Below are 11819 nucleotides of genomic sequence, written 5' to 3' on the forward strand. Positions count from 1 at the left end.
TTGTGTTGAAGTGGCTCGAGGTCGCTACGCCGCGCTGGCCTTCGACCCCGGCTTGTATGCGTCGATCAGATGTTCGATCGCGGTCACCAGGTTGGTGGTGGGCTTCCGCTTGAAACTTTCGAGCAAACGTTCGAGGGCCGCGACCAGATCGGCGACCGGCCGCTGCTCGAACGTGTCGATCAAATGTTCAATCGCGGCAGTGAGTTCAGGGCTCGGCTTCCGCTTCCCGTTTTCGATCATGGAAAGGTGTTCAGGCGTCCAAGTCCGACTGGCCGGTCCGAAAATTTGCTGTGAAAACTCTTCGAGGCTCAGCCCCATCCAGTTCTTGCGGATCTTCGTCAGCCTGACCCCGAGAGTGAGGGGGGCGGTGACCGGCCTGGCTGCGTCGCGTCGTGCCTGGCTGAGGTCCGGTGTGGTAGCCATGCGGTAAAATCTAGCAGGCTTCCCTTTACCGGTCAAAGCAAACGCGTGGTAAAGATTTTACCGGTAGCTGGACGTGCGCCAAGTTGATGTTGATCCTGGTCAGCGGCCTAAATGTGCCAGATTTGACGTCTCGACTGGTCAAGCGGTAGTTAACCAGGGTAGTCTGATTTTTATGACACCCGTTTACCACCCGAGAGCAACCGAGTTGGCTGCCCTTCTTGTGCGCCAGCGGGACGTGTTGGGCATCAGCGCGTCGTCGATCGTGGGTCGAGGTGGGCCCACGAAGCCGACCTGCTTGGCGTATGAGGCTGGAAGGATCCCCGTACGAATCAACGACGAAACGCTGGACAAGATCGACGTCGGCTACAGTCTCGATCCCGGAACGGCCCGCGCCATCCTGGAACCGGACACCTCCTTCCTGGCCGACCTCGAAACCATCGTCAGGAACCACCTCGAAGCGGGCGAGAGGGCGATCCAGCGTCTCAGCGAGACGAGCGAGAACGGCGAAGGCAAGGAGCGTGCGGACGACTGGCTCAGAGCCAACGCGATACTTCAGATGCTTCTCGACAGCAGGCGACATCAGACCGAACATCGAGAAACCCCCGCCGCGACCTCGCTACCGGGGGTTTCTCTCGTTAAGGGGAATAAACAGGATTAAGAGGAAGTTTCCGCCAGCGCCTGCAAGCACTCCCGCATCTCGAGCCGATCTATGCGCAGCCTTCGCACCAGTTCCGCGACTAGCGATTCGTTCGAAGCCGTGCACAGCGCCTCCTCCTCGCTTCCCCGGGGATAGAACAGATGTTCGATTGAGTACGAACCTACCAGGATCGAGTCGATGATGCCAGGGGGCCATTCGAGCGTGGATTCTAACGATCCGGAGACGGTACACGAAAGCCCCCCAAGACCTCGAAAGATCTTGGGGGGCTTGGTGTTTCGGTTAGGCGGGCCTGCGGATCTCCCCGTCTCGGACACCGGCCTCGAATGCATCCCACTCTTTCGGGGTGAAGACGAGAGCCGGGCCACCGGGGTTCTTGGAGTCGCGGACTCCGACATGGCCTTCGGCCAGCCACGCGACCTCGACGCACGCGCTTGTCTCGCGGCTCCTGCTAGATTTGAACCACTGCGCATCGGTCACGCTGATGCTCACCGGGCATACTCCTTCGCTACTTTCGCGACCAAGTCTCTGGTCTCTGATGGTGCCAACGCTACACGGGAGATGCGTTCGACGGCATTCCGGTACTGCGCCAGTTCCACTTCCCGCTCCAGGAAGAGATCGCCTGTGTACTCCTCCACGTAGACGACCGGCGGAACGCCCAACCGGGATTCGGCGAGCGTGGGGAACGTCAGGAGAACGAAGGGACCGCTCAGTAAGCCGACAGGGTTGGGCGTTCCGAATGGTACGACACGGATGCAGTTTCCAGGCAGTTCAGAGATCTCCGCGAGCCTGACGAGCTGTTTCTCCATGACAGCACCGCCTCCGAGTTGATTACGGAGAACCGCCTCGCCGATGATCACATCGAGCTGGAATTCAGGCTCCTCAAGGCGCTTCTGCCGTTGCTCGGCCAGACTTACTCGTTGTTCGACCTCTTCGTGGGTCCAGGTCGGGTTTTCTGCCCACGCGATCTCACGCCGATAGTCCCGCGTTTGGAGCAATCCAGGGACCAGGCTTGTGGCCCACATCGTCACCGAATCTGCTGCGTCCTCCAGGCTGATGTAGTGACTGAAGTCTCCTGAGATCGCATCCGCGTACGCACGCCACCAACTCCCGCCGGACTTCGAAGCCTCCAGTGACTCGGCCGTGAGTGCGAGCAGCATTCGACGCTCCTGGTCACTGCATTCGTATGCGTCTGCCAGCGCGTTGATCACCAGGTTTGTGACCTTGGTCTTCACGCCGTCTTCGAGACGCCTCATCGTCGGCGGTGAGTACTCAGCCACCTTCGCTGCAGCGGAGATTGTCATCTTTGCCCGTTTCCGCAGCTCTGCAAGCTCCCGGCCGAGCGTCCTGCTTGCCGATGTCGGTCCAGCCATGATCCTTAGCCTCGCTATCGAAGGGCCTGAAATTTGAAAGCGTTCACCATGAAAGTCTGACACATTCTAGGCGGATAGGCCAGTTTGACTCTTTCAAAATTCTCCAATCGGGTGTCTACTTAGAGCCACAACCACACACACCCCAATCCACTGGGAGTCACCATGACAGCCGCCGCGATGCTCGACCACCACGCCAGACGCTGGATGACGGATCCGCTGGCAAGGACCATCCTGACGGATCATGCCGACTGCCTGATGATCCCGGATTTGTGTGCTTGCACGCGCCAGGCGATCGACTACCTGAAGCGGCACGGCGTCGCGATCCCTGCCGTGAAGGGCTGAGATGACAACCGCGACGCTCGAACTCGACCACACGAACATTCCGAACATGACGACGGCGACCGCGTTCCGAGTCAGGCGGGAGCACGTCTACTGCTCTCGGTCGTGGTGCGCGCGGAAGCAGCAGGCGATGTCGCTCCTCGCAGACGAAGGGCGCATGAAATTCGACTTCGACCGGCGGTGGCGCTGACCATGACCGAGGATGTCGATCTTCTTCATCAGATGCCGACGCGCGAGATGTCTGCACACGACATGCACGTCGAACTCCACAAGAAGTGTCACCGGCAGTGCTTCCTGACGACGTGCCGCATGAAACAGCACTGCTGGCAGGGCCTTCGGGAGATGAAGCACAACCCGGACAACCCCAAGAAGTGCGAGGCGTGCTTGGTTGGCGACTACGGCCGTCACGACTACCTCGCAGCGGTGAGGATCGGCAAATGACCGCGCAAGAAAATCCCGTCTACTGCCAACTCCCCAAGCGGTACATGTCCCCGGCGGAGATGCACAAAGAGCTGACCTACCGTCACGGGAGCTGCACAACCCTCGTCTGCGAGATGAAGCTGCACTGCTGGGAGGAATTGAAGAGACAGGGTCACGCGCCAGGGCCTGTTCGTCATTGCATGAAGTGCCGGAACAACAGCGAAGGGGAGGAATGACTCCGGAACGACCTTGGTCTCAACACGTCGAGGGTATGATCAGCCGCGCGAGTAAAGCCGGTTACCTGCTGGAATACCGTGGTGAACCGGACTTCGGCTGGAACTTCAAGCGCGACGGCAAAATGATCCTCGCAAACGTCGATACGACAACTGTCGAGATCGAAATGCAAAAGCTCGGCATCTAAGCCACACCGAATTCGAAACACACCACAACTCTGCCCTTTTCACGGGGCACCAACAAAGGAACACGAGTGAAGAACAAGATTGTCGCCGGATCGCTGGCGCTGGGCATCATCGGCCTCGGCGCGGGGACGGCTCACGCTGGCACTCCCGAGCAGAACACCCAGGCCATGAATACTTTCAGTGCCACTGTCGGCGTAGCGACCACCACCGGAGCGCTCGTCGGGACCGGCCTCGGGGCAGTCGCTGGATGCATCATCGGCGGCGTAGTCACCAGTCCCACAGTCGTTTTCGTTCCGCTGGGGTGCCTGACCACCGGTGCCCTCGGAGCCAGCATCGGCGGCGTCGCCGGAACTCTGATCGTCGGCGGTCCGACTGCGGTGATCGCTGGCGTTCAGATGGTCGAGGTTTTGATCGCTCCTGCAACCCCGGCCCCGCCGATGAAGGCGGTCGGAGCCCCGCTCACCTAACCGCGAAAGGCTGAGGCGAATGCCGTTCATGGCAACCGAGGCGAAACTTCTTGCCGCACTGCTTCACGCGGGGATCGGGCAGACCATCCCTCAGCTCAGAACCAAGACCGGCATCTCTGCGAGCACGATCGGATTGAAACTTCGGCAACTCGCGTATCAGGACATGGTCTACAAAGACCTCGCAGGCTGGCAGCTCAGTTTGCGAGGACGGCGGGCTATTTCGGCCCCCCGGTATCACGACATCGTCGCCGGACTTCGGCCTGAGCGGCACAACCTCGAAAGGAATTGATCGAATGCTTGGAATCGCAGCGCCTGGGGAATCCGGTAACGCCGAGGACAACATCAACTACAACACCGACCCCCGGCTGGATAAAGGCGGCGACGACGGCCCCCGGCAGGGACTCCGCGTCGGCGTGAAGCTCTGACACTTCATTGAAAATCTTCCCTGGCCTACCCCTCATCGGGCCGGGGAACGCGACAGGGCTCCGAGGTATTTCTCCTTTCGGAAGTCGAGGAGCAAAAGAGTACCGGGGACAATCGGAGCCCTGTCGCACCCAATCGAAAAGCACACGAAATGGATTACGCTGATATGGAAGCCTGGCTGATTGTATTAGGCATTGGGTTCGTTGTTGCGACCGTGGGATGGATGTTGTTCTGGCTGGATGCCCGATATGAAGCTGAACTCGAACACGAATTCGAACTCGGGCTGTACTACTCCTCGAATGCCGCAGAACTGATGGACCTCGCCAAGGAGCTGCCGCAGGTCCCCGTCGAGCCCACCTACACAGATCAGTACGGCGATGTGCGATACGCGGGCGTGCTGCGGTGAGTACGGCTGAGCAAACCGAACCGCCCGCCGCGCTCCAGGCGTCAAATCCGTCGCAGTTCGTGGCAGCCGTCAGGCGCGATCCGTCATGGTATCTCGTTCACGGGGGTTCGACGGGTTCCAAGCTTCGCCCGCGCGTGATCGTTGCGTTCTGCGGGCTCAGGGGCGGTCCGTGCAGCGCGGCGATATTCGAAGGCGGCAAGGTCGAAGTCCGGGATTTCGAAGGCGACTGGCTCGGCCGTCTGAATTACGTCGATCACCGGATGAGACACGCAAAACTCTGACGCGTGCGACCGATCAGAGTTTTGCGTGTCTGGGTACCGCCCGGCATAAATCGCAGCTCGTTGCATACCTTGCCGAACATCCGCATCCTACCAAAGGTTGACCGAATTGAACAACGACCTCGTTCTCAGGCTGGCCCACTCCTACGACGGCAGCTCGCCTGAATTCACCCGTCTCGCAAACCTTTTCGCGACGAGCGCGTTAACCGCCGAAGAACTCCGCGCCGCTGAAGAACAAGGTTGCCGCGTGAACGCGTACTGGCGCGGGCAGTATATCGGCCAGTTCCCCCCGACCCAATCCCGGCAGAGTATCTGCAAGGAAGTCGCGGTCGCGCACGCTGGATGAAGACTTCCCGGCCGGTTGACAGGCGATTACCGGACCGGGAGACGAAAACCCTTGGGACCAGTTACCTCCCCCTGTACGAGGTCCCAAGGGTTTTCTTTCGTGTTCACATCTACAGGAATGGAATATGAGTTCTCGTCTCCTCTGCAACAAGCTCGAACGCGCGTGGATTTCCCAGACGATACAGCTGTACGTTTCCGGGACCGTCGCGTTCATCGCATGGCTGTTCTACACGTGGGCGTGCTTGGTTCAATCTCCGGCGTGGGCGGTATGGCGCTCCGTGCTGGGATGCCTTTTCGGACTGGGGACGCTGTGGCTCACCTTCGCCGTGCTGCGCCGGAAGCGTACAGAGCGCAAGATCCGGGGTTGGTGACGGCGTGGCACGGATGACTATCGAAATCAACGACCCTCGCCTGGATTTCGTCGACGGCGTTCAGCGGCTTCAGCAACTGGCGTCCACCTCGGGGCTGGATAAGCTGTCCGGCTGCCACATCTACGGCAGCGTCGACGGCCACGAGGTGTTCGAAAAGCACCCCACCGGACTCGCGCCGGTCATCCCCTTCCCGACCTATCTCTGCCCATAGAAACACGTCAAGGCCCGCTCTGGTCTAAGTTTTCGACACTTAGATAGAGCGGGCCTTGACGGTTTCCCGGAGAGCGATACGTCACGTGATGAAGGTCAGCTTTTGGGTTCGAACGCGCAGCCGCAGATGTCGCAGGTGATGCCGCCTTCGGTGAAGCGACCTGCCGCGATCCGGACCGGCCGGGAGGGCTTGCACTTACACCAGATCGTGATGTTGTTCTTGTCCGGCCTGGGCGGCTCGATGACCGGCTCCGCGTCCGGGTCGACGTCGGCACTGGCGCGCTTCAGGTAGTCGATGTACATCCTGCCCGCGTGACGCCACGCATACTCCACGTCTTTCACGATCTTGTCGACGCCGTCGATCTTGGCGAGGTCGGTTCTCAGCGCCTGGGCGTGCTTGTTCGGCAGGTCCGGAAAGTCGAATCTACGGTCGTAAATGCGATGCATCCGGTACACCAGCTCGCGATACAGCGGCTCCGGCAGTGTGTACGTCCACGCGAAGCCCCGGCCGGTGGATCTGCCGACAGGCGCTGGGAACCGCACACCCGTGGTCTCCTTACGGTGCGCGATCTCCAGCGCCTCTTTGGATTTCCCGCTGATCACCAGCTCGGGCATCAATCCTCCGGCTCCTCGAAGTCCGACTCCTCGAGATCTCGCACGCCGTCGCGCCTGCTCTGAGCGTCATCGATCACGCCGTCGTAGTGACCCATGACTTGGGCCTTGGCCTCGTCGAGTGTCAGCGGCTCGCCGTCGTGCTTGCCCCACCACGGCACGATCTCCGGCCCGGACCAATCGATGTAGAACTTCACTTTTCCTCCTTGTCGACCGCTGCCATGATCTCTTCCGCCAGCGAGTCCAATGCGGGTATGACGTCCCGGCGCTCCAGTCCATGCGTGGAATAGATTTCGAACAGCCGGGCGGCCTGGGTCAGAACAACGGCATCGCGGCGGGCGGCATCGCGGGCTTTTTTGCTGCGCAGACTGACCTTGATCACTTCGCGTCCTCGGCGTGGACCGGGCAGAAATCCTGACGGTCGGTGGGGAAGATTCCGACCTCGGCCTGCGACGGCGACGGGGGCCGCGTTCGGCTTGTCCACTCCTTCATCGCCTTGCTTCTGCGCATCTGACTCGGACTCTGGTTGACCTCGCCCATGATGTAGTTGGCGCACGGCGGCCGATGATCGCAGTGGATGAAGTAGTGCTTCGTCTCGCTCATGCTGTTCAGGTTAGGGCATTGACTCTTAAGAAGCAATGCCCTAACCTCGGTATCATGACCGACACACCCCGCAAGCTCAGCGAGACAATGCGGACCACTCTCGAAGCGCTGCACGGCTGGGAGAATATCCTGGGACGCGGCACATCGGCCGGGGAAATCGACGCTGCTGGCGGTTCGCGGAGTTGCCTTCGGCGCGCGATCGAAAACGGGTGGGCGATCAGCTACGGTAGCAACGAACTCAGGGATGCTCCCGTTTATCGCCGCACCAAAGCCGGGACCGAGCGCCTGCGGCAAGACGGCTGGGAAGAGGTTGATCCGGAGCCTACCGTGTATGTACGGATTCGCGTCGACGGCGAGTATGTTCGCGAAACGTTGCAGCTCGCGGAGGCATGCACGTCGGTGGAATTCTGCGTCAGGTCGGACCAGCACGAGGTGACCGTCGACGGCCGGAATGTGCACGTCCTCGACAAACAAAACGGCGCTGATTGTGACTACGAATTCCCGACCGAGGTGTACGTGCCCGAAATCGCGAAGGCAGTCGAATGAGGAACGTTGTTCATAAACGCAGCACGGTAGTGCATCTCCCCGTCGAGTCGAACGTCCATTATCCGTGGTGTAAGCGGGAGGCGTTGAAGACAGGGGTGAACCTCGGGCAGAGGCTGGCGCAATACGAGTGGACGAACAGCATGTGGATCCACTGCCCGATCTGCCGCAAAGAGAGCAACAAATAAATACATGCGCAGTATTGCATATCAAAGGAAACAGCGATGAACGCCGGGGAACTCAACGCCACGCACATCGGCCGGACCATTTCTTTCGGAGAGGTCTCCGAAGAACTGAGACAGATATATCATGAGGGCGACTACCCGCACGGGCTGACTTATGTGTGCGTCGGAGAGGCCGTCCGCGAGTTTCAGCTGTACCAAAACGATCCGATCAGAATGGAAGACGCGGTATGACGAACGTCGCCGACATGGCCGAATTCCATTACATCCTCACCTGGCAGTCCCCGGACGGCCGCTTCAACACAAAGGTGGGTACCGCGACCGCGACCGGCAGTACACGCGAGGAGATATTTCAATATATCGTAGACAGTGTCGGTATCGCACAAGGGGATCGGATTGCCATTATGTTCTTCAGTCTCGAGCCGAACGACCTTGGCGCGATAATGCACACAAAGGAGTAGTAATGGCGAATTCGGAAGCACGCTACGACGCGGACGGCAACCGGCTGGTGTGGTCGATCATGGACAATGCGTGGATAAAGCTCACGGACTGGAACGAGATAGAACGTGAACGGCTCGCGCTACGAGAAAAGGATGGCAAGCGATGAGGCGGCAAAAACTTTTTCCGGTGACGCTGTCGTGCAAGCATGAGATCCTGCTTATGGATGCACCTCGGCTCGGCGCAGTCGTTGCATGTTACGAGTGCAGTCGCGGAAGCAAGGTGGTGTTCGTCCGCAAATACACCGGCGATTGCCGCGACTGCACGTACCGCAACCACGAAGGCGACCTTACTCTAGCCAGCGGCAGGGCGCGGCAACACTGCGAGAAGCGCGGTCATCGTGTGCGGATGTGGTACCCGACGTTGGACGTACCGATCACTCTCATACCCGATCGAGAATTTGCGGCATTTCGCAACATTGACACCCGGTGGCGGGCGAGTTCGTGCTCAACGCCTCCAACTGAGCAACTGGGCGAACAGGACGAAAGCACCTCTAACCCCTGATCGGGTTGCCTTGGGCGCGGATGGCGGCGTCTTGTACGCCTGGGACGGCGCTGCCTGCATATCGCGGATGTATTTGCCCCACATGATCTTTCTCCCCTCAGTGGAGGTTTCAACCTCCGGAACCCTGGGTACGCTAAAGCTCCTCTTCAGGCAGCGTCAAGGGGTCTTTAGTCCCTACATGGAGAGATAACGCTTCGATGAAGATCCAGACAACCGTCAGCAACGGACGTAACGTCACGACACATCAGGCCGCTACGTCCGTAGACATCAGTACCGAGTCGAGAGATAGCGAACCGTGAAGCACATCATCGCCGCAGCCGCAGTCGCCGCAATCCCCCTGGTTCTCGCCGGTTGTGGCAGCAGCGGCTCCTCCCAGACCGTCACCATCAAACCGGCCGACGCCACCGCCGCACCGCTCAGCGACATCGCCGTCAGCCCTATCGGCGGCACGCTTACCGTCACTGTTCCGCAGGGCGCGGCCGAGTACACCGTCTCCAATCCCCGCGTCGTCGACGGCAAGACCCGGATCGACGTCACGGTGACGGATCGGCAAGGAGGACTGTCCCCCGGCGAGTTCGACGGCATGGACGGATCCGGCACCAAGGTCCAGCAATCCGACGACTACGGCTCCGGCGCGCTCGACGAATCCGGGTTCATGGTGCCACGCGAGGTGCGCAAAGGGTGGGTGGACATCCCGCTCACCGGAATCAAATCGCTATATCTGACGAACAACGAAGTCGCAAAGGTTGCAGCGCAATGGAATATCCCGTAGCCAAGAGGACGACCGCACTACACCGCGACCGCACCCCCGGCATTCTCCTGGACATCGTCTGGACCGCGTACGACAAAGTCAGGGCCGTGGATCCCAAGACCGGCGCGGTGGTCGCTATCGCGGGGGTCGTGAAGGAAGAGGGCTGGGGCGAGGATCGCGTCGTGACGTGGGGGTTGATGCTTCCGGACTACCGCAGAACCTACACCGAAGTCGATGGTGAGGACTTGATTCAATCCCTGCGCAAACTGGTGGGAACCTACGAGCGGGCGGCAGCCTAACTGAATGAAGAGTTAGCGATAGGAAATAGCAATGGCTAGCGTTACTGTAGGAATGAATGAAAAATGGGTTGCTGACCTGGCGAAGGCTGCTTGGGAGTGCGGCGCTGATTTCGATGGAATAGCCGACCCGATGTTCAGCTGGGATAGGCTGCCCGGCGACGTCAAGCTCGGGATGGTTACAGAAGTTTGCGCGGTATTGAAAGAGCTGGCGCGGCAGGGGCGTCTTCGAGAGCCGGTGGAAGCGTGAGTAGCCCCGACTTTCCGGGCGTCGCGTGGACGTTGCAAGACCGAATGGACGAGGGCGACTTCGAATTGTTCGCCGTCGAGTATCAAGGACAGACCCACATCTTCGACGACCCTGGTGCCAGGAAGTTATGGATCGACGAAGAGATCGAGAAGGGCGCAAAGCGAGAGGACTTCGAATCGTGGGAGGAGTAGTCGGCCTCCTGTAGCAAATCCATCTAAGTTTCGAAGACTTAGACCAAAAAGTGAACACCGAGTTAGGAGTTAGCAGTGAGCAAGGTATTTCCCGAGCGGTACCCGGACGAGGTCAGGCAGAAGGCCGTGGACCTGATGAAGAAGTCCGCCAAGGAGGGCATGACTATCACCGAAGCGTCGCAAACTGTGTCGGGAAAGTTCCCGGACGGCCCGGATTCGACAACGATACTCGGATGGGCGAAAAAGGCTGGCATCGGATTCGTGAGCGGGCAGCGCCGTTACTCCGAAGAGGATCGGGCGAAGTTCGTTGCCCGCGTGGATGAACTCCTCGCAGAAGGGGTGTCGGTCCGTTCGGCGTGTCGGCAAGCGGCGGAGTCCTCTGACGGCCCATCCACCGAATCGATCCACAATTGGTACAAGGAAGCGAAGGCTGTCGAGGCCGAGGACATCCCGGAGCCGCCGAAGAAGGTCGTCGACAAGCAGCCGAAGCGGCGGGATGATGGTCTCGAGCAGCGGGTCGCTGACCTTGAAATCAAGAACCTGGAGTCCATTCAGCGGATCGCCGACCTCGAAGCGGAGAACGCGGCAACTCTCCGAAAGTACGACGACGCGACGCACCAGATCGCCGACCTCGAAGCGAAGCACAAGCGCCTGAAAGAAAAGTACGACCTGCTCAAACCGATCGCCGCTCACATGTTCCTCGAAGAGAACTAGCTCGTCCACCACTACCGAAAGGATTGCCGATGGCTACGCAGTTCGAGATCGATCAGAAGAACGACAAGTGGCGGGCGTGGCTAGCGGACATGGATGCTGAGATCGACGTGCTGCTGCGGGAGGTGCCCGGCATGCCGGAGAATCCGTGGTCGCTGGAGGGGTTGCGGCACGTCGAACAATTCATCCTCAGGCGGTTCCCGTCGCTGGACGACGTCAGTAAGAACCCCGAGAACTGGCCGCTGGCGGATCGGCTGGCGCGGTTCATCGGCGAGGTATTCCACAGGCTGTTCGAAGGCAAGTGGGAAAACCATCCCGAGGAGTACACCACGATCGAGCGGTATCCAGATTTCGGACCGGCGATAACCAACGAGTGGACCGACGTGCCGCTAGATGTAGGAAATGACATCACGATAATCATTCACCGGCAACGCGGCGAGCATTTGTCGCTGATTTATCGCCATCGGGTTGAGGATTACGCTAAATGGGTGGAATCGGGTCGGCCACCTCGCATCGAATACCTGCTCACATAACAGAAAAATTCAGCCC

Annotated in this window: 29 protein-coding genes; 22 read left to right on the top strand and 7 right to left on the bottom strand. The window is 59.8% G+C overall.

Annotation, left to right across the window (positions count from 1 at the left end):
• Window positions 1-24 precede the first annotated feature (24 nt).
• The gene (locus ON40_RS52330; protein WP_157186532.1) at window positions 25-423 is read right to left on the bottom strand and encodes a helix-turn-helix domain-containing protein; all 399 of its coding nucleotides are present in this window, start codon (window positions 421-423) and stop codon (window positions 25-27) included.
• Window positions 424-595: 172 nt separating this feature from the next.
• Between ON40_RS52330 and ON40_RS32690 the strand changes: the two genes are divergently transcribed.
• The gene (locus ON40_RS32690; protein ID WP_169541935.1) at window positions 596-1081 is read left to right on the top strand and encodes a hypothetical protein; all 486 of its coding nucleotides are present in this window, start codon (window positions 596-598) and stop codon (window positions 1079-1081) included.
• Between the two features lie 279 nt (window positions 1082-1360).
• On the opposite strand, the gene ON40_RS32695 is transcribed toward ON40_RS32690, so the two are convergent.
• Together ON40_RS32695 and ON40_RS32700 are read right to left on the bottom strand one after the other, a co-directional pair.
• On the bottom strand, window positions 1361-1570 hold the full coding sequence (locus tag ON40_RS32695; protein WP_040828980.1) for a DUF397 domain-containing protein: 210 nt from the start codon (window positions 1568-1570) through the stop codon (window positions 1361-1363).
• Entirely contained in the window at window positions 1567-2451 is an 885-nt protein-coding gene (locus ON40_RS32700) for a helix-turn-helix domain-containing protein (RefSeq protein WP_040828981.1), read from the bottom strand. Before ON40_RS32700 ends, ON40_RS32695 begins: the two co-directional genes overlap by 4 nt.
• A 162-nt stretch (window positions 2452-2613) precedes the next feature.
• On the opposite strand from ON40_RS32700, the gene ON40_RS52335 reads away from it, so the two are divergent.
• The 11 genes from ON40_RS52335 to ON40_RS32745 all read left to right on the top strand — a co-directional run bounded on the left by ON40_RS52335 (window position 2614) and on the right by ON40_RS32745 (window position 6130).
• Window positions 2614-2793, top strand: coding sequence for a hypothetical protein (locus ON40_RS52335; RefSeq protein WP_157186534.1), 180 nt, complete (start codon window positions 2614-2616; stop codon window positions 2791-2793).
• A gap of 189 nt (window positions 2794-2982) precedes the next feature.
• A complete protein-coding gene (locus tag ON40_RS32710) occupies window positions 2983-3231 on the top strand; it encodes a hypothetical protein (RefSeq protein ID WP_157186535.1) in 249 nt (82 codons plus the stop codon).
• Window positions 3232-3481: 250 nt separating this feature from the next.
• Window positions 3482-3631 carry a hypothetical protein gene (locus ON40_RS52340; RefSeq protein WP_157186536.1) on the top strand — a complete coding sequence of 50 codons (150 nt, stop codon included), beginning with the start codon at window positions 3482-3484 and terminating at the stop codon, window positions 3629-3631.
• 66 nt (window positions 3632-3697) lie between these two features.
• Window positions 3698-4096, top strand: coding sequence for a hypothetical protein (locus tag ON40_RS32720; RefSeq protein ID WP_051193875.1), 399 nt, complete (start codon window positions 3698-3700; stop codon window positions 4094-4096).
• 19 nt (window positions 4097-4115) lie between these two features.
• On the top strand, window positions 4116-4385 hold the full coding sequence (locus ON40_RS32725; protein ID WP_040828987.1) for a hypothetical protein: 270 nt from the start codon (window positions 4116-4118) through the stop codon (window positions 4383-4385).
• 4 nt (window positions 4386-4389) lie between these two features.
• Entirely contained in the window at window positions 4390-4521 is a 132-nt protein-coding gene (locus ON40_RS55545; protein WP_281033086.1) for a hypothetical protein, read from the top strand.
• A gap of 221 nt (window positions 4522-4742) precedes the next feature.
• On the top strand, window positions 4743-4925 hold the full coding sequence (locus ON40_RS32730; protein ID WP_169541937.1) for a hypothetical protein: 183 nt from the start codon (window positions 4743-4745) through the stop codon (window positions 4923-4925).
• Window positions 4922-5206 (top strand): hypothetical protein, encoded by a 285-nt coding sequence (locus ON40_RS52345; protein ID WP_157186537.1) that lies wholly within the window; start codon window positions 4922-4924, stop codon window positions 5204-5206. Before ON40_RS32730 ends, ON40_RS52345 begins: the two co-directional genes overlap by 4 nt.
• 97 nt (window positions 5207-5303) lie before the next feature.
• Entirely contained in the window at window positions 5304-5549 is a 246-nt protein-coding gene (locus tag ON40_RS32735; protein ID WP_169541938.1) for a hypothetical protein, read from the top strand.
• A gap of 124 nt (window positions 5550-5673) precedes the next feature.
• The gene (locus ON40_RS32740; protein WP_040828990.1) at window positions 5674-5919 is read left to right on the top strand and encodes a hypothetical protein; all 246 of its coding nucleotides are present in this window, start codon (window positions 5674-5676) and stop codon (window positions 5917-5919) included.
• Between the two features lie 13 nt (window positions 5920-5932).
• Entirely contained in the window at window positions 5933-6130 is a 198-nt protein-coding gene (locus ON40_RS32745) for a hypothetical protein (protein WP_040828991.1), read from the top strand.
• Between the two features lie 95 nt (window positions 6131-6225).
• Here ON40_RS32745 and ON40_RS32750 read toward each other — a convergent pair whose 3' ends face one another.
• The 4 genes from ON40_RS32750 to ON40_RS32765 are packed head-to-tail and all read right to left on the bottom strand — an operon-like array spanning window position 6226 to window position 7344.
• A complete protein-coding gene (locus ON40_RS32750; protein ID WP_040828993.1) occupies window positions 6226-6744 on the bottom strand; it encodes a hypothetical protein in 519 nt (172 codons plus the stop codon).
• Window positions 6744-6938: a hypothetical protein gene (locus ON40_RS32755; RefSeq protein WP_040828995.1), complete on the bottom strand. Its 195-nt coding sequence runs from the start codon at window positions 6936-6938 to the stop codon at window positions 6744-6746. The genes ON40_RS32750 and ON40_RS32755 overlap by 1 nt, the downstream gene beginning before the upstream one ends.
• Entirely contained in the window at window positions 6935-7123 is a 189-nt protein-coding gene (locus ON40_RS32760; RefSeq protein WP_040828996.1) for a hypothetical protein, read from the bottom strand. The genes ON40_RS32755 and ON40_RS32760 overlap by 4 nt, the downstream gene beginning before the upstream one ends.
• A complete protein-coding gene (locus tag ON40_RS32765) occupies window positions 7120-7344 on the bottom strand; it encodes a hypothetical protein (RefSeq protein ID WP_040828998.1) in 225 nt (74 codons plus the stop codon). The genes ON40_RS32760 and ON40_RS32765 overlap by 4 nt, the downstream gene beginning before the upstream one ends.
• A gap of 54 nt (window positions 7345-7398) precedes the next feature.
• Between ON40_RS32765 and ON40_RS32770 the strand changes: the two genes are divergently transcribed.
• The 10 genes from ON40_RS32770 (at window position 7399) to ON40_RS32810 (ending at window position 11803) form a co-directional block, all read left to right on the top strand.
• The gene (locus ON40_RS32770) at window positions 7399-7890 is read left to right on the top strand and encodes a hypothetical protein (protein WP_040829000.1); all 492 of its coding nucleotides are present in this window, start codon (window positions 7399-7401) and stop codon (window positions 7888-7890) included.
• A 221-nt stretch (window positions 7891-8111) separates the two neighbouring features.
• Window positions 8112-8303: a hypothetical protein gene (locus ON40_RS32775; protein ID WP_040829001.1), complete on the top strand. Its 192-nt coding sequence runs from the start codon at window positions 8112-8114 to the stop codon at window positions 8301-8303.
• A complete protein-coding gene (locus ON40_RS32780; RefSeq protein WP_040829002.1) occupies window positions 8300-8530 on the top strand; it encodes a hypothetical protein in 231 nt (76 codons plus the stop codon). Before ON40_RS32775 ends, ON40_RS32780 begins: the two co-directional genes overlap by 4 nt.
• A 2-nt stretch (window positions 8531-8532) precedes the next feature.
• Window positions 8533-8676 carry a hypothetical protein gene (locus tag ON40_RS52350; protein ID WP_157186538.1) on the top strand — a complete coding sequence of 48 codons (144 nt, stop codon included), beginning with the start codon at window positions 8533-8535 and terminating at the stop codon, window positions 8674-8676.
• Between the two features lie 690 nt (window positions 8677-9366).
• The gene (locus ON40_RS32790) at window positions 9367-9843 is read left to right on the top strand and encodes a hypothetical protein (protein WP_040829005.1); all 477 of its coding nucleotides are present in this window, start codon (window positions 9367-9369) and stop codon (window positions 9841-9843) included.
• A complete protein-coding gene (locus ON40_RS32795; RefSeq protein ID WP_040829007.1) occupies window positions 9828-10121 on the top strand; it encodes a hypothetical protein in 294 nt (97 codons plus the stop codon). Before ON40_RS32790 ends, ON40_RS32795 begins: the two co-directional genes overlap by 16 nt.
• Before the next feature lie 52 nt (window positions 10122-10173).
• Entirely contained in the window at window positions 10174-10368 is a 195-nt protein-coding gene (locus ON40_RS52355; RefSeq protein ID WP_169541939.1) for a hypothetical protein, read from the top strand.
• Window positions 10365-10559 (top strand): hypothetical protein, encoded by a 195-nt coding sequence (locus ON40_RS32800; RefSeq protein WP_040829009.1) that lies wholly within the window; start codon window positions 10365-10367, stop codon window positions 10557-10559. The genes ON40_RS52355 and ON40_RS32800 overlap by 4 nt, the downstream gene beginning before the upstream one ends.
• A gap of 75 nt (window positions 10560-10634) precedes the next feature.
• The gene (locus ON40_RS32805; protein WP_040829011.1) at window positions 10635-11273 is read left to right on the top strand and encodes a hypothetical protein; all 639 of its coding nucleotides are present in this window, start codon (window positions 10635-10637) and stop codon (window positions 11271-11273) included.
• Window positions 11274-11302: 29 nt separating this feature from the next.
• The gene (locus ON40_RS32810) at window positions 11303-11803 is read left to right on the top strand and encodes a hypothetical protein (protein WP_040829012.1); all 501 of its coding nucleotides are present in this window, start codon (window positions 11303-11305) and stop codon (window positions 11801-11803) included.
• The last annotated feature ends 16 nt before the right edge of the window (window positions 11804-11819 follow it).

Origin of the sequence: Nocardia jiangxiensis NBRC 101359 (assembly GCF_000308615.1) — a bacterium.
In the GTDB taxonomy this organism is placed as follows: domain Bacteria; phylum Actinomycetota; class Actinomycetes; order Mycobacteriales; family Mycobacteriaceae; genus Nocardia; species Nocardia jiangxiensis.

Bases quoted from the DNA above. Each gene is read 5' to 3' on its own strand.
- ON40_RS52355 (WP_169541939.1), top strand. From the start codon at position 10,174: ATGAATGAAAAATGGGTTGCTGACCTGGCGAAGGCTGCTTGGGAGTGC.
- ON40_RS52340 (WP_157186536.1), top strand. From the start codon at position 3,482: ATGATCAGCCGCGCGAGTAAAGCCGGTTACCTGCTGGAATACCGTGGT.
- ON40_RS52350 (WP_157186538.1), top strand. From the start codon at position 8,533: ATGGCGAATTCGGAAGCACGCTACGACGCGGACGGCAACCGGCTGGTG.
- ON40_RS32710 (WP_157186535.1), top strand. From the start codon at position 2,983: ATGACCGAGGATGTCGATCTTCTTCATCAGATGCCGACGCGCGAGATG.
- ON40_RS32750 (WP_040828993.1), bottom strand. From the start codon at position 6,744: ATGCCCGAGCTGGTGATCAGCGGGAAATCCAAAGAGGCGCTGGAGATC.
- ON40_RS52335 (WP_157186534.1), top strand. From the start codon at position 2,614: ATGACAGCCGCCGCGATGCTCGACCACCACGCCAGACGCTGGATGACG.
- ON40_RS32810 (WP_040829012.1), top strand. From the start codon at position 11,303: ATGGCTACGCAGTTCGAGATCGATCAGAAGAACGACAAGTGGCGGGCG.
- ON40_RS32690 (WP_169541935.1), top strand. From the start codon at position 596: ATGACACCCGTTTACCACCCGAGAGCAACCGAGTTGGCTGCCCTTCTT.
- ON40_RS32740 (WP_040828990.1), top strand. From the start codon at position 5,674: ATGAGTTCTCGTCTCCTCTGCAACAAGCTCGAACGCGCGTGGATTTCC.
- ON40_RS32795 (WP_040829007.1), top strand. From the start codon at position 9,828: ATGGAATATCCCGTAGCCAAGAGGACGACCGCACTACACCGCGACCGC.
- ON40_RS52330 (WP_157186532.1), bottom strand. From the start codon at position 423: ATGGCTACCACACCGGACCTCAGCCAGGCACGACGCGACGCAGCCAGG.
- ON40_RS32780 (WP_040829002.1), top strand. From the start codon at position 8,300: ATGACGAACGTCGCCGACATGGCCGAATTCCATTACATCCTCACCTGG.
- ON40_RS32745 (WP_040828991.1), top strand. From the start codon at position 5,933: ATGACTATCGAAATCAACGACCCTCGCCTGGATTTCGTCGACGGCGTT.
- ON40_RS32770 (WP_040829000.1), top strand. From the start codon at position 7,399: ATGACCGACACACCCCGCAAGCTCAGCGAGACAATGCGGACCACTCTC.
- ON40_RS32730 (WP_169541937.1), top strand. From the start codon at position 4,743: ATGTTGTTCTGGCTGGATGCCCGATATGAAGCTGAACTCGAACACGAA.
- ON40_RS32775 (WP_040829001.1), top strand. From the start codon at position 8,112: ATGAACGCCGGGGAACTCAACGCCACGCACATCGGCCGGACCATTTCT.
- ON40_RS32700 (WP_040828981.1), bottom strand. From the start codon at position 2,451: ATGGCTGGACCGACATCGGCAAGCAGGACGCTCGGCCGGGAGCTTGCA.
- ON40_RS32725 (WP_040828987.1), top strand. From the start codon at position 4,116: ATGCCGTTCATGGCAACCGAGGCGAAACTTCTTGCCGCACTGCTTCAC.
- ON40_RS55545 (WP_281033086.1), top strand. From the start codon at position 4,390: ATGCTTGGAATCGCAGCGCCTGGGGAATCCGGTAACGCCGAGGACAAC.
- ON40_RS32765 (WP_040828998.1), bottom strand. From the start codon at position 7,344: ATGAGCGAGACGAAGCACTACTTCATCCACTGCGATCATCGGCCGCCG.